The sequence below is a fragment of the Halorubrum sp. CSM-61 genome (assembly GCF_003781945.1).
In the GTDB taxonomy this organism is placed as follows: domain Archaea; phylum Halobacteriota; class Halobacteria; order Halobacteriales; family Haloferacaceae; genus Halorubrum.
Genome location: NZ_RJJW01000003.1, coordinates 320,054 through 342,101, shown reverse-complemented (window position 1 = coordinate 342,101; position 22,048 = coordinate 320,054). Strand labels below are relative to the sequence as shown.

The 22,048-nt window shown below is 69.6% G+C and carries 20 protein-coding genes; 10 read left to right on the top strand and 10 right to left on the bottom strand.

The genetic code is table 11. From position 1 onward, the window contains the following. Positions 1-134: 134 nt before the first annotated feature. From EDM04_RS07375 to EDM04_RS07365, 3 genes are all read right to left on the bottom strand, one after another. The gene (locus tag EDM04_RS07375; protein WP_123620646.1) at positions 135-2,402 is read right to left on the bottom strand and encodes a hypothetical protein; all 2,268 of its coding nucleotides are present in this window, start codon (positions 2,400-2,402) and stop codon (positions 135-137) included. 119 nt (positions 2,403-2,521) lie between these two features. Next, a complete protein-coding gene (locus EDM04_RS07370) occupies positions 2,522-2,995 on the bottom strand; it encodes an NUDIX hydrolase (protein WP_123620644.1) in 474 nt (157 codons plus the stop codon). Positions 2,996-3,098: 103 nt separating this feature from the next. Then, positions 3,099-4,076: a transcription initiation factor IIB family protein gene (locus tag EDM04_RS07365; RefSeq protein WP_123620642.1), complete on the bottom strand. Its 978-nt coding sequence runs from the start codon at positions 4,074-4,076 to the stop codon at positions 3,099-3,101. A gap of 347 nt (positions 4,077-4,423) precedes the next feature. On the opposite strand from EDM04_RS07365, the gene EDM04_RS07360 reads away from it, so the two are divergent. Then, complete coding sequence (locus EDM04_RS07360; protein ID WP_123620640.1) at positions 4,424-5,596, top strand: Xaa-Pro peptidase family protein; 1,173 nt, start codon at positions 4,424-4,426, stop codon at positions 5,594-5,596. A gap of 69 nt (positions 5,597-5,665) precedes the next feature. Next, the gene (locus EDM04_RS07355) at positions 5,666-6,850 is read left to right on the top strand and encodes an MFS transporter (protein ID WP_123620638.1); all 1,185 of its coding nucleotides are present in this window, start codon (positions 5,666-5,668) and stop codon (positions 6,848-6,850) included. Between the two features lie 45 nt (positions 6,851-6,895). On the opposite strand, the gene EDM04_RS07350 is transcribed toward EDM04_RS07355, so the two are convergent. The 5 genes from EDM04_RS07350 to EDM04_RS07330 all read right to left on the bottom strand — a co-directional run bounded on the left by EDM04_RS07350 (position 6,896) and on the right by EDM04_RS07330 (position 10,299). Further along, the gene (locus EDM04_RS07350) at positions 6,896-7,132 is read right to left on the bottom strand and encodes a hypothetical protein (RefSeq protein ID WP_004045847.1); all 237 of its coding nucleotides are present in this window, start codon (positions 7,130-7,132) and stop codon (positions 6,896-6,898) included. 75 nt (positions 7,133-7,207) lie between these two features. Further along, positions 7,208-7,810, bottom strand: coding sequence for a CDP-alcohol phosphatidyltransferase family protein (locus EDM04_RS07345; RefSeq protein WP_123620636.1), 603 nt, complete (start codon positions 7,808-7,810; stop codon positions 7,208-7,210). Between the two features lie 26 nt (positions 7,811-7,836). Continuing rightward, complete coding sequence (locus EDM04_RS07340; protein ID WP_123620634.1) at positions 7,837-8,352, bottom strand: adenylate kinase family protein; 516 nt, start codon at positions 8,350-8,352, stop codon at positions 7,837-7,839. Next, positions 8,349-9,443 (bottom strand): histidinol-phosphate transaminase, encoded by a 1,095-nt coding sequence (hisC, locus tag EDM04_RS07335; RefSeq protein WP_123620632.1) that lies wholly within the window; start codon positions 9,441-9,443, stop codon positions 8,349-8,351. Before hisC ends, EDM04_RS07340 begins: the two co-directional genes overlap by 4 nt. A 112-nt stretch (positions 9,444-9,555) precedes the next feature. Then, on the bottom strand, positions 9,556-10,299 hold the full coding sequence (locus tag EDM04_RS07330; RefSeq protein WP_123620630.1) for a fumarylacetoacetate hydrolase family protein: 744 nt from the start codon (positions 10,297-10,299) through the stop codon (positions 9,556-9,558). 213 nt (positions 10,300-10,512) lie between these two features. Here EDM04_RS07330 and EDM04_RS07325 point away from each other — a divergent pair, with 213 nt between their 5' ends. Next, positions 10,513-11,235, top strand: a complete 723-nt coding sequence (locus EDM04_RS07325) for a metal-dependent hydrolase (protein ID WP_123620628.1) — start codon at positions 10,513-10,515, stop codon at positions 11,233-11,235. A 491-nt stretch (positions 11,236-11,726) separates the two neighbouring features. Next, the gene (locus EDM04_RS07320; RefSeq protein ID WP_123620626.1) at positions 11,727-11,918 is read left to right on the top strand and encodes a hypothetical protein; all 192 of its coding nucleotides are present in this window, start codon (positions 11,727-11,729) and stop codon (positions 11,916-11,918) included. Between the two features lie 23 nt (positions 11,919-11,941). Here EDM04_RS07320 and EDM04_RS07315 read toward each other — a convergent pair whose 3' ends face one another. Further along, positions 11,942-14,023, bottom strand: a complete 2,082-nt coding sequence (locus EDM04_RS07315) for a long-chain fatty acid--CoA ligase (protein WP_123620624.1) — start codon at positions 14,021-14,023, stop codon at positions 11,942-11,944. Between the two features lie 105 nt (positions 14,024-14,128). On the opposite strand from EDM04_RS07315, the gene EDM04_RS07310 reads away from it, so the two are divergent. Together EDM04_RS07310 and EDM04_RS07305 are read left to right on the top strand one after the other, a co-directional pair. Further along, positions 14,129-16,045: a helicase C-terminal domain-containing protein gene (locus EDM04_RS07310; RefSeq protein WP_123620622.1), complete on the top strand. Its 1,917-nt coding sequence runs from the start codon at positions 14,129-14,131 to the stop codon at positions 16,043-16,045. Positions 16,046-16,442: 397 nt separating this feature from the next. Continuing rightward, positions 16,443-16,634 carry a UPF0175 family protein gene (locus EDM04_RS07305; RefSeq protein ID WP_123620620.1) on the top strand — a complete coding sequence of 64 codons (192 nt, stop codon included), beginning with the start codon at positions 16,443-16,445 and terminating at the stop codon, positions 16,632-16,634. Between the two features lie 657 nt (positions 16,635-17,291). On the opposite strand, the gene EDM04_RS07295 is transcribed toward EDM04_RS07305, so the two are convergent. Further along, positions 17,292-18,398: a 60S ribosomal export protein NMD3 gene (locus tag EDM04_RS07295; protein WP_123620616.1), complete on the bottom strand. Its 1,107-nt coding sequence runs from the start codon at positions 18,396-18,398 to the stop codon at positions 17,292-17,294. A 134-nt stretch (positions 18,399-18,532) separates the two neighbouring features. Here EDM04_RS07295 and EDM04_RS07290 point away from each other — a divergent pair, with 134 nt between their 5' ends. The 4 genes from EDM04_RS07290 to EDM04_RS07275 all read left to right on the top strand — a co-directional run bounded on the left by EDM04_RS07290 (position 18,533) and on the right by EDM04_RS07275 (position 22,029). Next, positions 18,533-18,886: a DNA-binding protein gene (locus tag EDM04_RS07290; protein ID WP_123620614.1), complete on the top strand. Its 354-nt coding sequence runs from the start codon at positions 18,533-18,535 to the stop codon at positions 18,884-18,886. Continuing rightward, positions 18,887-19,480 carry an asparagine synthase-related protein gene (locus tag EDM04_RS07285; RefSeq protein ID WP_123620612.1) on the top strand — a complete coding sequence of 198 codons (594 nt, stop codon included), beginning with the start codon at positions 18,887-18,889 and terminating at the stop codon, positions 19,478-19,480. Positions 19,481-19,568: 88 nt separating this feature from the next. Then, on the top strand, positions 19,569-20,891 hold the full coding sequence (gene hisS / locus EDM04_RS07280; protein WP_123620610.1) for a histidine--tRNA ligase: 1,323 nt from the start codon (positions 19,569-19,571) through the stop codon (positions 20,889-20,891). 61 nt (positions 20,892-20,952) lie between these two features. Beyond that, positions 20,953-22,029 (top strand): CNNM domain-containing protein, encoded by a 1,077-nt coding sequence (locus EDM04_RS07275; RefSeq protein ID WP_123620608.1) that lies wholly within the window; start codon positions 20,953-20,955, stop codon positions 22,027-22,029. The last annotated feature ends 19 nt before the right edge of the window (positions 22,030-22,048 follow it).

Genomic DNA, 22,048 nt, shown 5'->3' with positions numbered 1-22,048 from the left:
CGGCGTTTAGGTGGTGTTTTGATGCGTTCGAATCGCATTTAAACCGCGCTTCGATCGGTTTTCGATCGGCTTTGCAGTTCGGTCCCGCCAGCCGCGTTCTCCCGGATCGACGCTTCTCGTCTCGGCCCCGCCGGCTACAGGTCGGGGACAGTCATGTGGAAGCCGCCGTCGCGGGCCTCGACGAGACAGAGGTGGTACCCCTGCTTGCGCGAGAGCTTCACGAAGCTCGCGCGCTTCGACCGGCTGAACAGCCCGCCGCCGACCGCGTCGCTCGCGGTCTCTAACGCGCCCGGTTCGAAGAAGCTCTCCGTCACCGCGAACGCCGCGGCGAAGGGCTCGTTCGACTCGGCGATGTCGCGACCGTTCTCGACGAGCGACTCAAGGGTCCCCTCGGCGGTCGGGTCGCGGCTGTCGTTGAGGTCGGCGACGAAAAGCGGGTTCCCCATCCGGTCGCGCAACACCAGATCGAACGAGCGCTGCTCGCGCGTCTCCTCGCCGTTCTCCCGGATCGCGATGGACACGGAGCCGCCGATCTCGGCGCGGTCGATCTCCGGGATGGCGTCGTACAGATCCCGGAGCACGCCCTGGTTGCCGGTCCCGCTCACCTCGAACGGGAGGTCCTCGACGAGCCACCGGGTGAACCCGTACTCGATGGTGTCCTCCAGGAACTCGTCGTACGGGCGACCGTCGACGACCAGCCCGTCCGTCTCGAAGCTCGTGTGGTGTTCGATCCGGAGGTTCTCGCGGAGCGCGTCGCGGTCGACGGTCCCGTCGTGAGCGTCTTCGAGGGTCGCGCCGCCCTTGGACTCGTACCGCACGAAGAGGTTCGTCCCGCTCCGCGCCTCCGTCGGCGAGATGGACCGGTCGCTCTCGGGGAGCCGGTCGCGGGCTGACGACAGCTCCGATTTCAGTCGGTCGCGCTCCTCGCGGAGCGTCGACAGCTCGGACTCCAGCCGCTCGACCTCGGACTCGAGGTCGTCCCGCTCCGCGGCGATCTCGTCGCGGTCGGTCGCGAGCTTGTCGCGTTCCGCCGCCAGCGACGCCCGCTTCTCCTCGGCGGCCTCGAGCTCGCTCCGGAGCCGTTCGACCCGATCGCCGCCCTGCTCGTCCGCTCTCGCCCCCCTTCCCGAACCCGAACCCCGCTGGGAGACTGCCGAGCGGTTCGACCGGCTCCGGTCGGTGGAGCGCGGCTCCGGAGACCGGTCGTCGTCGGGCGCGGCGGAACCGGCGTCCCCGCTTCGGTCGGGGTTCGGGTCGGCCTTCCCGGGGCGCCGTCCGCTCCGCGGATCGCTCGCTTCCGACGGGTCGAGCGCGGGGATCGACTTCTGCTCGCGCCACTGCTCCTCCTCGGAGAACACGTCCTCGTCCGGGCGGTCCCCCTCGGGGTCGGCGGTGGAAGCGTCGGCCGCGTCGGCCGCGTCGGCCGCGCTCGGCGCGTCGGACGACGCGTCCCCGGTGGAGGGGTCCGGCTCCGCGGCCGCTTCCGCGCCCTCGACGGCGTCCGTCGTCGGTCGGCTCCCGTTCGGCTCGCCGGCCCGCTCCCGCGGCGGGTCCGACGCCTCGTCGGACCGCGTCGAGGCCTCTCGCGGCGTCTGCTCCCCGCCGCGAGCCGCGCCGTCGGTCGGCTCCTCGTCGGGAGTCGCGTCGCGAACGGGCTCGTCGTCGGCGGTCTCGGCTCCGTCGGTGATCCCGCGCTCGGCGACGTCGCTCTCGGCCGGCTCGTCCCGGACGGATCGGTCCTCGACGGACTCCTCCTCGCCGGCCGCGTCGTCGTTTGACGCGTCGTCGTTCGTCGCGTCGCCGTCCGGTCCGTCTTCGTCGGCCGCCTCGCCCTCGGCGGCGGTCGCGCCGCCGGCCGAACCGGAGTCGGGGATCTCCCGCACGTTCAGATCGACCTCGTAGACGGTGTAGATCCCGACCTCGTCGTCGGCCAGTTCGAAGGCGTCGTCGCCGGTCTCGAGCCGGCGCGAGTTGCCGACGTACGCCGCGGCCATCGACTCGCCCGCGGTGTAGGTGACGTAGTAGTCGCCCGAGAGCACGTTCTCCGACAGCTCGACGTAGCCGGTGAACCCGCCCTGCGAGAGCTTCCGATCGGCCTCCGAGAGCGGCGTGTCGTTCGTGTAGTACTGCGCCCGCGGCTCCCCGCCCCGCTCCTGCATGGCGAACAGGACCGGGAGGACCTCGGCCGGAGCCTTGTAAATCGTCCCGGAGGCGTCCGCGAACGCGTCGAGGTCGGCGCCGGCGGTGCCGACGACGCGGCCCTCGAACACGAACAGCCACCCCGTGCCGTTCGTCACCGCGCCGGAGAACCCCCGGTCGACGAGACGCCGGAGCCCCGCGAAGCCGTCCGAGAACTCCCGAGCGTCCCACCCGGTTATCTCCGCTCTTCGCTCTGCGTCCATTCTTGCGTTTACGTCGCCTGCAACGACCCAAATACCTTCCGGAGCGTGAGACGGTCGTCTGACGCCGGCCGTCGGTCGATCTCGCCTCGACGTCGGGTTTGTCCCCCCTTCGTTTCCGACTACGCCCCGTCGACCGCGGCGATCGCCTCCCGACCGAGCTCGATCACGTCGCGCTGGAGGTCGCTCTCGGCCAGCTCCGTCGGCGTGTACCAGCGCCAGCCGTCGGGGTCGACCTCGTCGGCGCCGTTCGGCGCGATCTCGCGGGAGTCGACCCGCGCGTAGTAGAGGTGGTCGACGTGCTGGTGACCCACGGAGCCGTCCGCGTGGACGTTGATGTCGTGGAGCATGAGGTGGGCGGGCTCCGGGAGCCCGCGGGTGTTCGGCCCCTCGATCGGCGACTCGGTCGCGACGAGCTCCGCCTCCAACCCCGTCTCCTCGCGGACCTCGCGGAGCGCGGCCTCGTGGGGAATCTCGTCGCGGTCGACGTGCCCGCCCGGCGGGAGCCGGATCCCCAGCCGTTCGTGCGCGTGGAGCGCGGTCGCGCCGTCGTTGACGACGTACGTCGTCGCCGTGAAGTGGCGAGTGGTCTCCATACCCGTGGCTCGGCCCGGGGCGGTTTGGACGTTCTGGAAAAAGGGCGAGGCGTCGACGACGAGGGATCGGGTGGATCGGTTCGCCTCGGACCGGAGCGCGGCGTCAGTTCAGCGCGACGCCGTCCTCGGCCTCGAGGAGCTCGTGGTACCGGTTCCGGATGGTGACTTCGCTGATGTTCGCGACGTCGCTGACCTCGCTCTGCGTCACCTTCTCGTTGACGAGTAGCGCGGCGGCGTAGACGGCGGCGGCCGCGAGCCCCACGGGCGACTTGCCCGAGTGGATCCCCTGTTCCTTCGCGGTGTCGAGCAGGCTGCGCGCCCGTCGCTCCGCCTCGTCGGAGAGCCCGAGGTCGGAGGCGAACCGGGGGACGTAGCTCTCGGGGTCGGCGGGCTGGATCTCCAGCTTGAGCTCGCGGACGACGTACCGGTACGTCCGGGCGATCTCGTCCTTCTCGACGCGGGAGACCGCCGCGATCTCGTCGAGGCTCCGCGGGGTCCCGGCCTGCCGGGCGGCGGCGTACAGCGACGCCGTCGACACGCCCTCGATGGAGCGGCCGGGAAGCAGGTCGTCGTCGAGCGCGCGGCGGTAGACGACCGAGGCGGTCTCGCGGACGTTGTCGGGGAGCCCGAGGGCGCTGGCCATGCGGTCGATCTCGCCGAGCGCCTGTTTCAGGTTGCGCTCCTTGGAGTCGCGGGTGCGGAACCGCTCGTTCCAGGTGCGGAGCCGCTGCATCTTCTCGCGCTGGCGGCTGGACAGCGACTTGCCGTAGGCGTCCTTGTCCTGCCAGCCGATGTTCGTCGAGAGCCCCTTGTCGTGCATCATGTTCGTCGTCGGGGCGCCGACGCGGCTCTTCTCGTCCTTCTCCTTCGAGTCGAACGCGCGCCACTCCGGCCCGCGGTCGATCTCGTCCTCCTCGACGACGAGCCCGCAGTCGACACAGACGGTCTCGCCGTGCTCCGTGTCGGTCGCTAGCTGGCCGTTACACTCCGGGCAGCGGAGCTCTTCCTCCTCGCTTTCCGACTCGGTCTGGCTCTCGTCGTCGACGTGCTCGGTCGTGTAGGTTCGAAGGTTCTCGCTCATTGGTTTAGTACGTGGAGGGAAAGACGAAACCGAGAGACGGATCTCGGTGTTTTCCTCACCTTCGGGTAAGTGCCGAACGCATTTAAATATTCGCCCGAAATGTGTTACTAAAACATGGCCAAAAACGACGTTTACAACCGTTATAATCCGTATTTCGTAGAAATATGGGGCGATCGGTATCGCAGGCGGGATCGCCGTCGGTCGGATACCCGTTCCGTATATATCTGTTTCGTGATCCCTCTCGGCGAGCCGACAGTCTCGTTTGATCTGTATTCGCGGGCGTTCCCGCGAGCCGCTCGCGGTTCCGCGAGGACAACGGATTTGGGGGTCGGCCGAGCAGGTGTCCCATGAACCGCGCGCGACTCGACGACCGGCTCGCCGACCTCGACACGGACGGCTACCTGATCGACGCCTCACAGGACGACGCCAACCAGCTGTACCTCTCCGGGTTCACCGGTCCCGACCCGTTTCTCACGCTGTACGCCGACGGCGAGATCCACGTGCTGGTCGGCGGGCTGGAGTACGGACGCGCGAAGAAGGAGGCGAACGCCGACACGGTCGAGCGCCACGCCGACTACGACTACGAGTACGGCGGCCGCGAGGCCCGCAACGACATGTACGCCCGCTTCGTTCGCGACAAGGGCGTCCAGTCCGTCTCGATGCCGCCGCGGGGGCCGGTCGGCACCGCGGACGCGCTCCGCGATCGCGGGATCGGGGTGACCGTCGACGGCGACGACCGGCTCGGCGAGGTCCGCGCCGTCAAGACCGATGCGGAGGTCGACGCGATCCGCGAGGCCCAGCGCGCCAACGAGGCGGCGATGCGGGCCGCCGAAGAGCTGATCGCGGGCGCCGACGTGGCCGGCGACGGCGACGACGCGGAGACGGGCGTCCTGCTCCGCGACGGCGAGCCGCTCACCAGCGAGCGGGTGACCGAGGAGATCGAGGTGACGCTGCTCCGGCGCGGCTGCGCGCTCGACCAGACGATCGTCGCCGGGGGCGCGCAGGCCGCGGACCCCCACGACCGCGGGTCGGGACCGCTCCGCGCGAACGAGGCGATCATCGTCGACATCTTCCCGCGGTCGAAGGCGACGAAGTACAACGCCGACATGACCCGGACGTTCTGCGTCGGCGAACCGAGCGATCGGCTCCGCGAGTGGTACGACCTCACCGAGCGCGCGCTCGACGCCGCGCTCGACGCGGTCGAGCCGGGCGCGACCGGCGAGGACGTGCACGCGGCGGCCTGCGAGGTGTACGAGGACGCCGGCGAGCCGACCTTCCGGACCGACCCCGAGACGGAGACGGGGTTCATCCACTCCACCGGCCACGGGGTCGGCCTCGACGTCCACGAGTCGCCCCGGCTCGCGAGCGGCGGGGAGGAGTTAGAGCCCGGCCACGTGATCACCGTCGAACCCGGGCTCTACGACCCCGACGTGGGCGGCGTCCGGATAGAGGACATTGTCGTCGTCACCGAGGACGGTTACGAGAACTTCACGGAGTACCCGATCGAGTTCGTGGTCTGACCGCACACCACACCCGGTTCGGCTGGCCGCGACCGGAACCCGCTTTGACCCGGGTCGAGAACGGCGACCGTGAACTGGCGGTACAAACACACCGCGCTCGCGCTCTGTACGCTCGCGTTCACCGCGACGATGGTCGCGCGGCTGGTCATCAGTCCGCTTATCCCGCGGATCCGCCTCGAGTTCGGGGTCACCAACGCGACCGTCGGGCTCGGGCTGTCGGGGATGTGGCTGGCGTACGCACTCTCGCAGTTCCCCTCGGGCGTGCTCGGCGATCGGTACGGGGAGCGGACCGTCATCCTGACGGCAGTCGGCGCCACCGCGGTCGCCTCTCTGCTTATCGCCGTCTCCCCGTCGATCGTCGCGTTCATCGTCTTCGCCGTGATCCTCGGCGCCGGCGCCGGCCTCCACTACTCGGTGGCGACCACCTTCCTCACGCGGCAGTTCGACGACATCGGCCGCGCGATCGGCGTCCACGTCGCCGGCGGTCCGATCGCGGGGCTCGCCGCCCCGCCGCTGGCCGCGCTCGTCGGGTCGCGGTACGGCTGGCGCGCCGGCATCGCCCTCGGCGTCGCCGCCGCCGTCCCCGTGTTCGTCCTGTTCGCGTGGCGCGTGGAACCGACCGAGCCGCTCCGGCCGGACCAGGCGATGCGCGAGCGGTTCGCGCTCGGGCCGCTCGCGGAGCTGCTCTCCCGGCCCCGGATCCTCTACACGACCGCGCTGGCGACGATGGGCGCGTTCGCGTGGCAGGCGACCGCCTCCTTCCTCCCGTCGTTCCTGGAGTTCGGAACGGGGCTCTCGACCGCGCTGTCGGCGCTTCTGTTCTCGCTGTACTTCCTCGTCCACGGCGCGACCCAGCCGGTGACGGGGTCGGTCTCCGACCGGATCGGCCGCGACGCGACCGTGATGGCGACGATGGCCGCCGGAGTCGTCGGTTACGGGCTGCTCGTCGCGGCGGCGGAGTTCGGGTTCGGTCGCCCCGCGATCGTCGCCGGCGTCGGGTTCGTCGGCCTCGCGATGTCGTGGGGCGCGCCCCTGCAGTCGCGGTTCATGGACCTCCTCTCCGACCGGGAGCGCGGCGCCGGCTTCGGGCTCGTCCGGACCGCCTACATGGTGATCGGCGCGTCCGGGAGCGTCGTCGTCGGCGCGGTCTCGGACGCCGCCGGCTGGTCGGTCGCGTTCGGGTTGCTCGCCGGCGTAATGGGCGTCGGACTCGTCGCGCTGGCGGCGAACCGGGCGCTGCGACTCGGCTACTAGCGGGCCGGTCGGCGGTTAAAAGGGTCTGGTTGCCGGCGACCTCGACTACAGGCGGTCGTCTTCGAGGCTTCCCGGATCCTCCGCCGTGTCGAACATGTTGTTCTCGGCGCCGTCCAGCATCTCGTCGCGGGGCTCGTCGTCGACGACGCTCACGTTGTACGCCTCGATACCGGACGCGATCAGGTCCTCCGCGGCCTGCTCCTCGGAGACGAACTCCTGTTCGGCGAGCTGCTGGAACTCCGCGTACACGTCGTCGGACAGGTTCAGCTCGAAGGTGGGCATACGCACTCGTTCCGGCCGGATGCTTTTAAGCGTTCCCTCGCCGGTGACCGTCGCGCGCAACCGCGACCCCGTTCCTTACAGATCGCGCCACGCACCGAGGAACCGCTGGACCGCAGTCAGGTGGCCGACCGCCGCGAACAGCGCGAGCAGGAGACCGACGACGTTCAGGCCGGCGACGATCGGCGCGGCGTACGCCGCGGCGACGACGCCGACGATCCCCATCAGCGCGAGTCGGTCCGCCCGTCCGAGCAGGCCGCCGTACTCGCGGCCGATGCCGACCGCCTGGATCTGGGTGCCCATGTACGAGGTCATCAGCACGCCGGTCACCGCCGCGAAGCCGAGCGCGTACGCCCCGATCCCCACGGTGAAGCCGGCGATCACCGCGATGTCGGCGTAGCGGTCGAGGACGTGATCGAGGAGGTCGCCGCCGTCGGATGAGACCTCGAGGTGGCGGGCCAAGGCGCCGTCGACGAGGTCGAGCCAGCCGTTGAGCAGGACGCAGACCGCCCCGACGATATAAAAGGCGGGTTCGCCGACCGCGAACGCGCCGGCGGCCGCGACCGCGACGCCGAACGCGAGGACGCTCACCTGGTCCGGCGAGAGCCCGATCTTGGCCGCGGCGCGCACCCACGGGCCGAGCAGGCGGTCCGCGACCGACCGGTACTGGTCGAGGGTCATCTATCGATCCGACCGTCGCGGCGGGCTTATATATAATCCATGAAGTCGACGGTGCCCGCGCTCGGCTCGCGGTCGCCCTCGATCGCGGCGCGGATCTCGTCGGCCACGGCCGCCGGGTCGCGGTCGGTGGTGTCGATCTCGTAGACGTTCTCGACGCCGTGTTCGCCGACGGCCTCCGAGAGGATCACGTCGAGCGCCTCGCTCTCCGCATTTTCCTCGGCGGTCGCGCCCGACTCGCCGCGCTCGCGGAGGCGCGTCTCGACGGTCTCCGGGTGACACCGGAGGACGACCACGCGGTCGACGTCGAACCGGTGCGCGAGGTGCGAGTCGAGCACGCCGGACCAGTCGCCGAGGCGCTCGCGGACCGCGTCGAGGTCGGCGACGAGCGTGTCGCGGTCGGCGTCGCGCTCGGTCCAGAGGTCGTCGTCGCCCTTGATCCGGTCGTTGAGGTGGATCACGTCGTACTCGTCGGCGAGCAGTTCCGTCGCCGTCGACTTGCCGGTTCCGGGAGTGCCGGTGACGGCGACGCGGTCGGCGGTCATGGCCGAGCCCCCAGCCCGAGGTCCGCGAGCGTCTCGTTGAGCCGGTCGACGGCCTCGCGGGTCCCCTCGCGCGTGCCGGTCGAGATCCGGACGTGGTTCGGGAGCCCGAAGGAGGTGCAGTCGCGGACGATCACGCCGCGTTCCTGCGCCGCGTCGGCGACCCGCTCCGCGTCGCCGACCTCGGCGAGCACGAAGTTCCCGGCCGACTCGACGGTGGGGGCGTCGAGCTCGTCCGCGATGTACTCGCGGGCCCAGCGCGCCGTCTCGACAGACTCCGCGACGTGTTCCTCGTCGTCGAGGGCGGCGAGCGCCGCCCGGCACGCCAGCTCGCTCGCCGCGAACGGCGTGTTCACGCGGGCGTACGCCTCTCCCCACGCCTCCGGGACGACGCTGTAGCCGATCCGGAGCCCGGCGAGGCCGTACGCCTTCGAGAACGTGCGGAGGACCGCCACGTCGTCGCGCTCGTCGACCAGCGGGATCGCGCTGTCGACCGCGGCGAACTCCCCGTACGCCTCGTCGACGACGACGAGCGTCTCCTCGGCGGTCGCGTCCGCGATCGCCCGCACCTCGTCGAGCGGCATCACCGAGCCCGAGGGGTTGTGCGGCGAGGTGACGTAGACGATCCGCTCGCCGCCGTAGGCGGACAGCACCGTCTCGGCGTCCTGCGCGAAGCCGTCGTCCGGGGTGAGCGCGTACTCGGAGACCTCGCCGTGGTGGTACCGGGCGGACATCGCGTAGTAGGCGAAGCCGGGCTCCGGGACGAGCACCTCGTCGCCCGGCTCCAACGCGGCCCGCGAGAGGTAGTCGATCGAGCCGTCGGCGCCGGGCGAGACCCAGACCTGCTCGGTCGACACCTCCCACTTCGCGGCCAGCTTCTCGGTGAGATCGGTGTGCGAGGACTTCGGGTACTGGTGGACGCGGTCGGCGTGCTCGCGGATCGCCTCGACGGCCGCCGGGCTCGGGCCGTGCGGGTTCTCGTTCGAGGAGAGCTTGATGAGGTCGTCGGGGTCGAGCCCGCGGTCGCGGGCGACCTCCTCGACGCCCCGGCCCGGCACGTACGGCGAGTGATCGGAGAGATCCCGTGGTTGCATGCGCGTGGATCCGGGCGGGGCGCTCTTAAGGGTGGCCGAACCGGTCGTTCACCGGAAACCCGGTGTGCAATCGGGCGGCAGGGAGCGAGACGGCGGGAGTTCTCCCAGGCGGTCAGGGAACCCGCACGTCGTGTTCGAGCGTCCCGACGCCCTCGACCTCGACCTCGACGGTGTCGCCGTCGGAGAGCGCGCCGACGCCCTCGGGGGTCCCGGTCGAGATCACGTCGCCGGGCTCTAAGGTGAGGTAGGTCGTGATCTCCTCGATCAGCGTCGGCACGTCGAAGATGAAGTGCTCGCGGTCGCTGGACTGCTTCGTCTCGCCGTTGACGCGGAGCTCGACGCTCGCGTCGGCCGGGACCTCGTCCGGGGTCGCCAGCACGGGCCCGAGCGGCGCGGCGCCGTCGAACGCCTTGCCGCGCACCCAGTTCTGCTCGCGGTTCTGGTCGTCGCGGTTCGACACGTCGTTCATGCAGGTGAAGCCGGCGACGACGTCCATCGCCTCGTCGGCATTGACGTCCTTGCACTGCTCGCCGATGACGACCGCGATCTCGGCCTCCCAGTCGATCCGGTCTTTCCCGGCGGGGACCGTAATCTCGTCGCCGTGGCTCGCAAGCGCGTTCGGCGGCTTCAAGAAGAGCAGCGGCCGGTCCGGCACCTCGTTGCCGAGTTCGGCGGCGTGGTCGGCGTAGTTGCGCCCGATACAGACGATCTTCGTCGGCTCGGCGGGCGGGAGCACGTCGATCGCGGGGTCGTCGAGGGCGTACTCGTCGCCCGCGAAGGCGACGGCGTCGGTCTCGGGGTCGTAGGTCCCCTCGCGGATCGATCCGGCCGGGTCGCGGAATCGCACGTGGTGCATGTCTCCGCAATCGGGCGGCCGCCCGAAAAGCGTTCCCGGAGAGGCAATCCGGACGGGACCATCGGTCGCATTCGACCCCGGACTCGGCGTCGTTCCGCTCGGAGGGGTATCGACGAGCGGTTCGTGCGGCGGGCGGTGAACTCCTCCCCCGGGGGGCGAGGTGACCGCGGCGTCGGCTTTTATTACGACTCGCTGAGACGTACCACGCGTACCATGGAACTCACCTGGCACGGCCACTCCACGTGGCACGTCGTCGTCGACGACACGGAACTCCTGATCGATCCGTTCTTCGACAACCCGAAGACCGACGTCGACCCGGAGGAGCTCGACCCCGACTACCTCCTCTTGACCCACGGCCACTCGGACCACATCGGCGACGCCGACCGGTACGAGGGCGCGACGGTGGTCGCCACCCCGGAGCTGACCGGGTACGTCCAGGACACCTTCGGCCACGAGGACGCCGTCGGCGGCATGGGGATGAACATCGGCGGCACCGTCGAGTGCGGCGACGCGTGGGTGACGATGGTCCGCGCGGACCACTCGAACGGGATCGACACCGGCTACGGCACCTCCGCCGGGATGCCCGCCGGGTTCGTGATCGGCGACAAGAAGCCGACCCAGGAGTCCGACGCCGACTGCACGTCGTTCTACCACGCCGGCGACACCGGGCTGATGTCCGAGATGGTCGACGTGATCGCGCCGTACCTCGAACCCGACGCCGCCGCCTTACCCGCGGGCGACCACTTCACGATGGGGCCCGCGGGGGCCGGCATCGCCGCCGACTGGGTGGGCGCCGACGTCGTGTTCCCGATGCACTACGACACGTTCCCGCCGATCGAAATCGAGACGCGCGAGTTCGTCAACGAGGTGAAGGCGGCCGGCGCCGCGGCCGAGCCCGTCGTCCTCGACGGCGACGAGACGTACGTGCTAGATTGACATCCTCTCCGCCCTGAAGGGCGAAGATTCCCACGGCACCGTGCCGCCGGTTTGGGATGTTCAAGGTTTGTAGTCGCCTCGATGACGGCTACTGGCTGTGCCAATCAGCCGTTACTCCTATCCCGCCATGGGATTCGGAGGTACTTTTTACTGCTACACCCCTGTTCCGACACGGAAGAGGGTGTCTTCCGTTTGGAATCAAGGGAATCCCGATATTGTCCGATTAGTGGGGCGGTAGACCGCCTCGGTTGAGTGTTGATATACGGGAACGCAACTTAAAACATCCGTCCGGCACGTTGAATATAGTTCGCGTAGGAGTTGTCGGATTCATCCCCGCGCTGAAGCGCGAGGCTTTCCCCTCGAACTTCCGTAAGCCGCCATCGGCGGAAGCCGCCAGCGGTACGTTGCCGCGTGCGCCAGACCGCATCCAGCGCCGGCACTGCCGAGCAATCCGGCGGTAGCTATTTATGCTCTTCGAGAGTGTTAGAAATATGAAACGAAAGGCCGAACGGCGGTGTCACCTGCTGCTGGCCGTCTCGTTGGTTCTCCTGACCATCGGCGTCGGGTACGACCTGGTCGTCGGCACCAAGTTGGCCGATTTCCTGGTCATCATCGCGGGACTGCTCTTCGGCTGGATCGCGTTCCTCTACTGTTTGGGGAACACCGAACTGTGGAGGGCGTAGGCGTCGACGGCGTCGGTTTCCGCCTACGCCTCCTCGTAGATGAGATCGACCTCGTCGGCGAAGCGGTCTAGGATGTTGCGCCGCTTCTTCTTCATCGTCGGCGTGAGCAGGTCGTTCTCCTCGGTGAACTCCTCCTCGACGAGCCGGAACTGCTTGATCCGCTCGTACGGCTCGAACTCCTCGTTGACGCGGTCGACCTCCTCCTGGATCCGCTCGCGGACCCGATCGTCGCGGCAGATCTCCCTGTGACCGTCGGGGAGGTCGACGCCGCGCGCGTCGGCCCACGCCGCCACCTTCTCGAAGTTCGGGACGATCAGCGCGGAGACGAACTTCCGGCCGTCGCCTAACACGACGCACTGCTCGACGAACTCGTTCGCGGCGAACCGGTCCTCGATCGGTCCCGGCGCGACGTTCTTCCCGGTCGAGAGGACGAGCAGCTGCTTGGCGCGCTCGCGGAAGGCGATGTACCCGTCCGGTCGGAGCTGGACGATGTCGCCGGTGCGGAACCAGGGATCGTCCGGGTCGCCGTCGCGGTCTTCGGGCGGGTCGCCCGCCACGACGGCGTCGTCCGGCAGCCGGTCGGGCTCGGTGAACGCCTCCGAGGTCGCGTCCGGACGGTTCCAGTAGCCGTCGGTCACCTGCGGGCCCCGCACGAGCAGCTCGCCGACGTCGCCCGACAGATCCGCGACCTCCTCGCCGACGACGGTCCCGTCGATCGCGACCTCGGTGTCGACCACCGGCGGGCCGATGGTGCCGACCGTCGGCTCCTCCGGCGGATTGACGCTGATGACGGGCGAGGTCTCGGTGAGCCCGTACCCCTCCAGAATGGGGAGATCCATCGCGTGGTACAGCGCGCACAGCTCCGCCGACAGCGACCCGCCGCCCGAGATGAAGAAGTCGACGTTGCCGCCGATCGCCTCCCGGACCGACGAGAACACCAGCCTGTCGGCGACCGCGCGCTTGGCGTCGAGCAGCGCGCCCGGGTCGTCGGCCTCGTGGTGGGCCTGCCCCACGCCGACCGCCCACTCGAAGATGCGCTCTTTGACGGGCGATTCGCTCGCCTGCTCGCGGATCGCGTCGTACAGCTTCTCGTAGACGCGCGGGACGCTCGTGATCGTCGTCGGACGCACCAGCCCGAAGTCCTCGCGGAGGGTGTCGGGGCTCTCGGCGTAAGCGACGGTCGCACCCGCCGCAAACATCATGTAGTGGCCGGCGAGCCGCTCGAAGACGTGCGCGAGCGGGAGGAAGGAGAGCGTCGTCGACTCGGCGCTGATCCCCGGCGCGTCGGGGTCGCGGTCCGGGCGGTCCGCGAACCGCCGGTAACACTGGTTGACGTTCTCCCGGAAGTTGGCGTGGGTGAGCCGGACGCCCTTGGGCTGACCCGTGGTCCCGGAGGTGTAGATGAGGCTCGCGAGGTCCCCGACGTCGACCGCGTCGATCCACGACTGGTAGGCGTCTTCGTCGAACGCCTCCTCGCCGAGGGCGTGGACCTCGCCGAGGGTGTACACGTCGTCGACGGAGAGGCCGGCGCCGTCGCCGTCGCCGCTGATGTCGTCCGTACCTTCCATCTCCGCGTCGAGATCCGCCGCGTCCACGTCGTCGAACGTCACGACCGCGTCGAGCTCGTGTTCGAGGTCGTCGGCGACCCCGAGCACCTCGTCGAGCAGCTCGCGGTTCTCGGCGACCACGACGGTCGCCTCCGGGTCCTCGATCAGGTACCGGACCTGCTTCGGCGACGAGGAGGCGTACACGGTCGTGACGGTCGCACCCGCGGCCAGCGCCGCGAAGTCGGTCTGGGCCCACTCCATCCGAGTCTGCGCGTACAGCGCCACGCGGGTGTCAGCGTCGACGCCGAGCTCGCGGAGCCCGGCCGCGAGCCGCCGGACGATCGCGCGCATCTCGGCGTAGGTCACGTCGGCGTACTCGCCCGCCGAGGCGGGCGGGAGCACGCCGCTGGAGATCAGCGACCGGTCGTACACCCCGCCCTTGTACCGCTGGGCGAGCCGGTCCGCGTTGCGCTCTGCGGACCGCTCGAACGTGCGCGGGAGCGTCTCTCGGGCGACGACGTCGTCCGCGAACTCCCGCTCCGCCTCTCGCCAGTTCATACCACGATCTCCCGCCCGAACCGTATAAACGATCGGGTAGTTTCGAGTTCATTTCGTGACGGCCTCAAGCGAGGGTTTAATTCCGCGAGCGCGCCAGTGGCAGTCGTGGACCCCGATCGGATCCCCGCCGAGTTCCCCGCCCCGAGCTTCCGGGGGGCACAGGAGCGAGCGCTCGCGGACATCCGCGACGCGTTCGCCGCCGGAAACGACGTGGTCTTGGTGCGCGCGCCGACCGGCAGCGGCAAGTCCCTCCTCGCGCGGGCGATCATGGGCGCGTCGGCGACCGTCGACGAGACCTCCCCGAGCGAGGCGACCGGCGCCTACTACACGACCCCGCAGGTGTCGCAGATCGACGACGTGGAGGCCGACGACCTGCTCGACGACCTGGCGGTGATCCGCGGGAAATCGAACTACGACTGCATCCTCCCCGGCGAGCACGACACGCCGGTCAACCGCGCCCCCTGCGTCCGCCAGCAGGGGTTCGACTGCTCGGTGAAACACCGGTGCCCGTACTTCTCCGACCGCGCGATCGCCTCAGGGAACCGCTACGCGGCCATGACGTTGGCGTACTTCATGCGCACCGCCGGCTCGGAGGTGTTCCGGAAACGCGACACGGTGGTGATCGACGAGGCGCACGGCCTCGCGGAGTGGGCGGAGATGTACGCGACGATCGAGCTCTCGCCCGACCGCGTCCCCGTCTGGGACGAGGTCGGCGTCCCCGACGTGGCGGCCGACGCCGGCCCGGAGGAGGACGCGCTCGACCGCACCGCGCGGTTCGCCGCGTCGCTCCGCGACACCGCGAAGCGGGCGAAAGACGAGCTGACCGGCCGGCCCGAGCTGGACCGCGAGGAGGTCGCGCGCCGGGACCGCTTACAGGAGCTCATCAGCGAGCTCGGCTGGTTCCTGGAGGACTACCGCGATCCGGAGTCGCCGACGACGTGGGTCGTCGACCAGCCGGACGGGGAAGGGTCGGCGCTCGCGATCAAGCCCCTCGATCCGGCCCGCTACCTCCGGCACACGGTGTGGGACCGCGGGAACACGTTCGCGCTGCTGTCCGCCACCATCCTCTCGAAGGAGGCGTTCTGTCGCGGCGTCGGCCTCGACCCCGCGAACGTCGCCCTCGTCGACGTCGAGCACACGTTCCCGCTCTCGCACCGCCCTCTCTACGACGTGACGCAGGGGCAGATGACCTACGAGCACCGCGACGAGACGGTGCCGAAGATCGCCCGCCTGATCGTCCGGCTGATGGCCGAACACCCCGACGAGAAGGGGCTGATCCACGCGCACTCCTACGACATCGCCGGCCGGCTCACGGAGCTGCTGGGCGAGTTCGGCGTCGCCGCGCGCGTCCGCCGGCACGACCGCGCGAACCGAGACGCGGAGCTGTCGGCGTGGAAGGCCAGCGACGACCCGGAGGTGTTCGTCTCGGTGAAGATGGAGGAGGCGCTCGACCTGAAAGGCGACCTCTGTCGCTGGCAGGTGGTGTGTAAGGCGCCGTACCGCAACACCAACGACTCGCGGGTCGCCCGCCGGCTCGCCGACGACCAGTGGGCGTGGTACCACCGGACCGCGCTCCGGACCGTGATCCAGGCGTGCGGGCGGGTCGTCCGCGCGCCCGACGACCGCGGCGCGACGTACCTCGCGGACGACTCCCTCTTGGACCTCTTCGACCGCGCGGAAGCCGACACGCCCCCGTGGTTCCGCGACCAGATCGACGCGATGACGACGCCGACGCTGCCCGATTTCGATCCCGCCGCCGCGCTCGCCGGAATCGACGCCGAGCCGTCCGGGCCGTCGCGAGCGGCCCGCCGCGGAGGGTCGGCGCTCGGCGGGGGCGGATCCGGCGGAAGCGGAGGCATCGGAAGCGGCGGCTCGCGGGCGAACGGCTCGGGATCGTCAGGCGGGTCGGGGACGGGGGCGACCGGAAAGGGCGGCGGGAGCAATACGACGCGAACGCGCTCGGAGGCGGACGCGGACCGTCGCGACGACCACCCGCTCTCAGACGTGTGGGGCGACGGCTAGGGATCGCCGGTAGGGAGTCGGAAGCGGTGGCGGTCCACGGGGGACCGCGATCGGCTGATCGGGTTTTCGGCCCCGTTTTCGATCCGGTTCCGTTCGGCGCTTACAGGAGCGTGACGCCCCACGCGGCCATGGAACTGACCATGAGGAACGCGAAGAACAGCGCGAACAGCTGTTGTCTGTCCATACCCCGGCTACGACCGCAGAGCGTGATAACTCCTGCGGGCGCGGGTCGACGACCGGTCCGATCGGCGCCCGGCGTTGCGTATCGATCGAGAGGCCATCCGGAATGCATTATACTCCCACGGACTGATCAACCGTCAATATATATCGTATAAGGTGTATCAGGAGCCTCAATCGATTAGTAACCTTCATAAACCATCACGGTAGTAGGGTAGATATGGCAACGAAGGGGCTGGCGACCGCGCTGACGCTGTACGGGGCGCGAACACTGACGCTCTCTCAGGCCGCCGCGCAGGCCGGCCTCAGCGAGCCGGAGTTCGTCGATCAGTTGGAGCGCCGCGGGATCGACGTGACCGAGTCGGAGCGCGCCGCCGCGCTCGGAGAGGAGCGTTCGGTCCACGCCGACTGATCGGAAACGACGCGAACGGTCGGCAGTTCGGCCTTTCGACTCCGGTTCGATCCCACTCTTGAGGCCCGCTTGCGGTCGAAGCGGGTACCGCTGAAAGATGTTTTCTGATCGATAGCGGGAGTACGGGTTGCACGTTGGCTGATCGGTCGTTTATACGTGATCGAGGGGTGTTGCTGGCGGCTGTGTATCCGTGATCGACTCTGCGGTGAAGGCCTCCAAAGCCCCAGCCGCTCGGCTATAAATCGGTGACTGCGGATCGACGGTGAAGGCCTCCAAAGCCCCAGCCGCTCGGCTATAAATCGGTGACTGCGGATCGACGGTGAAGGCCTCCAAAGCCCCAGCCGCGAGGACTCGCGCGGCTTGCTGCGCGCTTCAGTCGCTCGCTTCGCTCGCTCCTTGCAGTGCTTACTGCGCCGTGCTTCGTCCTCGCGGCTGCCCCTTTGAGTCCCACCCGCCCCGCAACCGCACAGCACCTCATGCCTCCCCAGCCTCGTCGCTGGCGGCGACAGCCGCCAGCGACTCCCTCGCGCGTGCTCCTCGCGGCCGCCTTCGGCGGCCACTCGGAGGCACGCACCACCGCACGGTTCTTTATAAGCAATCGTCACCGTCGCTCACAGTTCACTTAAATATTGTCTCGTCGCCACAAACGTGCGAGACTTACTCCTCGGGGACGAGGTGGACCTCGCCGCCGTGCTCGAACGCGAGCACGGAGCCGGCGTCGCCGTCGACGAAGTCGGGATTCGGGACCGTCTTCGCCTCGTAGGTGACCGGGTCGAGCACCTGGATCGCGTTCTCGTCTTCCACCGTCACCACGGTCGTCTCCGCGGCGTCGTCCCGCCGGCCGAGCCGGACCGCGTCTGGGGCCGCCCCGTCCTCGAACTCGGAGGTGTACTCCGCGCCCGTGGCGAGTCGGACGCCGCGGAGCCGGCCGGAAACGCTCGTGATGAGCACGGGGCCGTCGCCGTCCTCGGGGTCGATTATCTCGCCTTCGGCGTAGCGCGGGAGGCGGACCGCGAACGTCACTCGGTACACCTCGTTGCCGTCGCCGTCCTCGGTGACGAGGGTCGGGTACGACTCGAAGCTCCCGCCGAGCGCCTCCGTGATCCGCGTCGCGACGTTCTGCGCGAGCCGGTTCGACGAGAGCTTGACGTTCGGTCCGTCGTCGGTCTCTTTCACCTCCGTGATGAACGCCTCGCGGTCGCCGTCGGCCTCCTGATCGGCGACGTACGACTCGGCGATCTCGAGCGCCTCGGCGCGCTCCGCGGGCGTGAGCTCGCGCTCGTCCGCGCGCACCTGTACGACCCCCGCGTAGTAGCCGCCGGCGATCCGACCGCAGCGGTCGCAGGTCCCCCGCGAGATCTTCACGGGGACCGTCACCTCCGCCGAGCGGAGCGTCCCGCGGACGACCCCCGAGAAGCGGCAGTGCATCCGGACGTTGTTCTCGTCGACCTGCTCGGGCTCGACGCCCCACTCGACGTCTTCGGCGTCGACGTGGACCCCGAGCGCCTCCGCGACCTCGTCGACGGCGACGTCGGTGTAGTCGCGCGCGCCCACGTCCCGCCACGACTCGCCGCGGCGGACCGCGCCGCAGCCGGAACAGACCAGCACCTCGATCCGGTCGGGCGCGTCGACCAGCTCGAAGTCCTCGAAGTAGCAGTCGTCACACAGCAGCGCGTCCCGCCCTCGGGGGTCGCCGGGAAGCGGCTCGCGCCGCTCCGGGACGGCGTCGCCACACCGGGGACAGAACTCCCGCGACTCGCTCATTACCGGCGGCTACGCCGAGGAGGCGTTTAAGCGGCGCGGACCGGCCTCGCCGGACCTCGTCGAGCCGCCGCCGGAGACGCTTCCGGTCCGATCCCTCCGAAATCGTTTTTCGCGCGGACCGAGAACGGGTGCGTATGAGCGAGAACCCCGACGACGAACGGCTCGAAGAGCTGCGAGAGAAGAAGATGCAGGAGCTCCGCGAGCGCGAACAGGGCGGCGGAGCGGACGCCGAGGCCCAACAGCAGGCTCAGGAGCGCGCCGAGGCCCAGCAGGAGGCCGTCCTCAAGCAGTACCTCACGGACGGCGCGCGCCAGCGGCTCAACGCGGTCGCGATGTCGAAACCGGAGTTCGGCGACAAGGTGAAACAGCAGGTCGCGGCGCTCGCGCAGAGCGGGCGGATCCAGGGACAGATCGACGAAGACCAGATGCGCGACCTCCTGAAGGAACTCCAGCCCGACCAGCAGAGCTTCGACATCCGGCGGCGATAGATGGAGCTCGCGCTGCTGTACAGCGGGGGGAAGGACTCCTCGCTCGCGGCCCACCTGCTCGACCGGTTCTACGACGTGCGCTGCGTCACCGGCAGCTTCGGGCTCACCGACGACTGGCAACACGCCGAGCGCGCGGCCGCGGAGCTAGGTTTCCCCTTCGAGCGCGTCGACCTCGACCGCGAGGTCGCCGAGGAGGCGATCGAGACCATGATCGGCGACGGCTACCCCCGAAACGGGATCCAGCGCGTCCACGAGCACGCCCTGGAGACGATCGCGAGCCACGAGGTCGACGCGATCGCCGACGGCACGCGCCGCGACGACCGCGTTCCCACGGTGTCGCGCGCGCAGGCGCAGAGCCTGGAGGACCGTCACGGGATCGACTACATCTCTCCGCTCTCCGGGTTCGGCCGCCACGCCGTCGACCGCCTCGTCGAGGAGACGTTCGACGTCCAGCAGGGGCCGAGCGAGGAGGTTCCCAAGGCCGACTACGAGGACGAGCTCCGGACGCTCATCGCCGACGAACACGGCGAGGAGACGGTCGGCGAGGTGTTCCCGGACCACGACCAGACGTACGTGCACGGTCGGAACGACTGAGTCGCGACCGGTCGGCCGCCGCTCTTCGCGGACCTCGACTGCGGCCCGAAAGGATGCTTTCAAGCGGGCGCTCGCCGAATCGACGCTCATGTACGACGGCCTGAAGGGATTCCGCGACTTCTACCCCGGCGAGCAGTCCGCCCGCCGCGAGGTGACCGACGCCATCGAGGACGCCGCGAGCCGGCACGGCTTCCGCGAGATCGCCACCCCCGCGCTGGAGCGGACGGAGATGTACGTCGACAAGTCCGGCGAGGAGATCGTCGAGGAGCTGTACGCCTTCGACGACAAGGGGGGCCGCGGCGTCTCGATGACTCCGGAGCTCACGCCCACCGTCGCCCGGATGGTGGTCGCGAAGGGACAGGAGCTGTCGAAGCCGATCAAGTGGATGTCCACCCGCCCGTTCTGGCGCTACGAGCAGGTCCAGCAGGGCCGGTTCCGCGAGTTCTACCAGACGAACATCGACGTGTTCGGCTCCTCGGCGCCCGAGGCCGACGCCGAGGTGCTCGCGGTCGCCGCCGACGCGCTCACGAGCCTGGGGCTCACCGGCGACGACTTCGAGTTCCGCGTCTCGCACCGCGACATCCTCGGCGGTCTCGTCCGGGCGCTCTCCGACGACCCCGACGCGGTCGACGCGAAGGCCGCGATCCGCGCGGTCGACAAGCGCGAGAAGGTCGACGACGGCGAGTACCTCGGACTCCTCTCCGACGCCGGGCTCGACCGCGCGACCGCTCGCGAGTTCGACGACCTCATCTCGGACGTGGAGACTCCCGACGACCTCGACGCGGTCGCCGAGGCCGGCGGCGACGAGGTCGAAGCGGCGGTCGAGAACCTCCGGAACGTGCTCGCCGCCGCCGACGACTTCGGCGCCGGCGAGTTCTGCGAGGTGTCGCTGACGACCGCCCGCGGGCTCGACTACTACACCGGCGTCGTCTTCGAGTGCTTCGACTCGACCGGGGAGGTGTCTCGCTCCGTCTTCGGCGGGGGGCGCTACGACGACCTCATCGAGAGCTTCGGCGGCCAGCCGACGCCCGCGGTCGGGGTCGCGCCCGGCCACGCCACGCTCAAGCTCCTCTGTCAGCGCGCCGGCGTCTGGCCCGACGAGGAGCTTTCGACCGACTACTACGTCCTCTCGGTCGGCGACACCCGCGCCGAGGCCGCCGCGCTCGCCCGCGACCTCCGCGCGCTCGGCGACGACGTGGTCGTCGAGGGGGACGTTTCCGACCGCTCGTTCGGCGCGCAGCTCGGCTACGCCGACTCGATCAACGCCGAGACCGTCGTGGTCGTCGGCGAGCGCGACTTAGAGAACGGCGAGTACACGGTGAAGGACATGGAGAGCGGCGACGAGACGACCGTTCCGGTCGAGGAGTTCCCGCCCGAGGAGGGGCTGCCGACCTACGAGGACTACGAGTAGCGACCGGTTTCGAACCGACCCGCCTCAACGCTTTTCAATCGCGCGGCGAGACCCCGACACGATGATCCCGCTCGCGACCGCGATGCCTCCCGGCGAGATCGGTCTGCGCGTGGCGGCCGGCGTCGCCCTCATCTTGATCAACGCGTACTTCGTGGCGATCGAGTTCGGACTGACCCGCCTCAGACAGTACCCCGAGTCCGACATCGACACTCCCGGACTCCGCCGCGCGTGGGAGATGACGGACGATCTGGAGTTCTACCTCACGACCTGTCAGATCTGGATCTCGGGGACGAGCATCGCGCTCGGAATCGTCGCCGAACCCGGGCTCGCGGCCGTCTTCGCGCCGCTCTTCGAGAACACCGCGCTCGCGTCGGCCGGTGCCGGCTCTCTATTGGCCTTCTTTCTCATCAACATGGTCCACCTCACGCACGGCGAGCAGACGCCGACGTACCTCGGCGTCGAGCGCTCGAAGCAGGTCGCCGAGTACGGCGCGCGCCCGCTCTACTGGTTCGCGTGGCTCATCTCCCCGCTGATCACGTTCGGCGACTGGGTCGCGAAGGCGACGCTCCGGCTGTTCGGCGTCGAGATGACCGGCGCGTGGACGGAGACCGAAGGGGACGTGTTGGAGACGCGAGCGCAGCTCCGCACCCGCCTCGGTTCGATGATGGAGGAGATAGAGCTGCCGGAGGAGCGCCGCCGGGAGGTCCTCAACGCGCTCGATGTCGACGAGGTCCCCGTGAGCGAGATCATGACGCCCGACGACGACATCGTATCGCTGTCGACGACCGCCTCGGTCGAGGAGAACCTCGACCGGATCAGCGACACGCCCCACAGCCGCTTCCCGCTGTTCGGCGCGGACCGCACCGAGATCGAGGGGATCGTGTACGCCCCGTCGGTCGTCACCCACTTCGCGGAGCTCGCGGGCGGGTCGCTGACGTTCGCGGACGTCGCGGCGCCGCCGATGACCGTGGCCGCGGACGCGAGCGTGAGCGACGCCTACGACCGGTTCCAGGCGGAACACCAGGAGCTGGCGGTCGTCATCCACGACGGCGAGGTCGTCGGGCTGATCACCGCGACCGACGCGATGGAGGCGGTCATGGGCCAGTTGGAGGACCCGTTGGACGCCGGCGACTTATAAAAAAACGACCGCGGCTCCG

Excerpts from the sequence above, each read along its gene's own strand:
- EDM04_RS07305 (WP_123620620.1), top strand. The coding sequence starts at position 16,443 with ATGGCAACGAAGGGGCTGGCGACCGCGCTGACGCTGTACGGGGCGCGA.
- hisC (WP_123620632.1), bottom strand. The coding sequence starts at position 9,443 with ATGCAACCACGGGATCTCTCCGATCACTCGCCGTACGTGCCGGGCCGG.
- EDM04_RS07285 (WP_123620612.1), top strand. The coding sequence starts at position 18,887 with ATGGAGCTCGCGCTGCTGTACAGCGGGGGGAAGGACTCCTCGCTCGCG.
- EDM04_RS07320 (WP_123620626.1), top strand. The coding sequence starts at position 11,727 with ATGAAACGAAAGGCCGAACGGCGGTGTCACCTGCTGCTGGCCGTCTCG.
- EDM04_RS07360 (WP_123620640.1), top strand. The coding sequence starts at position 4,424 with ATGAACCGCGCGCGACTCGACGACCGGCTCGCCGACCTCGACACGGAC.
- EDM04_RS07290 (WP_123620614.1), top strand. The coding sequence starts at position 18,533 with ATGAGCGAGAACCCCGACGACGAACGGCTCGAAGAGCTGCGAGAGAAG.
- EDM04_RS07325 (WP_123620628.1), top strand. The coding sequence starts at position 10,513 with ATGGAACTCACCTGGCACGGCCACTCCACGTGGCACGTCGTCGTCGAC.
- hisS (WP_123620610.1), top strand. The coding sequence starts at position 19,569 with ATGTACGACGGCCTGAAGGGATTCCGCGACTTCTACCCCGGCGAGCAG.
- EDM04_RS07370 (WP_123620644.1), bottom strand. The coding sequence starts at position 2,995 with ATGGAGACCACTCGCCACTTCACGGCGACGACGTACGTCGTCAACGAC.
- EDM04_RS07340 (WP_123620634.1), bottom strand. The coding sequence starts at position 8,352 with ATGACCGCCGACCGCGTCGCCGTCACCGGCACTCCCGGAACCGGCAAG.
- EDM04_RS07295 (WP_123620616.1), bottom strand. The coding sequence starts at position 18,398 with ATGAGCGAGTCGCGGGAGTTCTGTCCCCGGTGTGGCGACGCCGTCCCG.
- EDM04_RS07345 (WP_123620636.1), bottom strand. The coding sequence starts at position 7,810 with ATGACCCTCGACCAGTACCGGTCGGTCGCGGACCGCCTGCTCGGCCCG.
- EDM04_RS07315 (WP_123620624.1), bottom strand. The coding sequence starts at position 14,023 with ATGAACTGGCGAGAGGCGGAGCGGGAGTTCGCGGACGACGTCGTCGCC.
- EDM04_RS07330 (WP_123620630.1), bottom strand. The coding sequence starts at position 10,299 with ATGCACCACGTGCGATTCCGCGACCCGGCCGGATCGATCCGCGAGGGG.
- EDM04_RS07365 (WP_123620642.1), bottom strand. The coding sequence starts at position 4,076 with ATGAGCGAGAACCTTCGAACCTACACGACCGAGCACGTCGACGACGAG.
- EDM04_RS07350 (WP_004045847.1), bottom strand. The coding sequence starts at position 7,132 with ATGCCCACCTTCGAGCTGAACCTGTCCGACGACGTGTACGCGGAGTTC.
- EDM04_RS07275 (WP_123620608.1), top strand. The coding sequence starts at position 20,953 with ATGATCCCGCTCGCGACCGCGATGCCTCCCGGCGAGATCGGTCTGCGC.
- EDM04_RS07375 (WP_123620646.1), bottom strand. The coding sequence starts at position 2,402 with ATGGACGCAGAGCGAAGAGCGGAGATAACCGGGTGGGACGCTCGGGAG.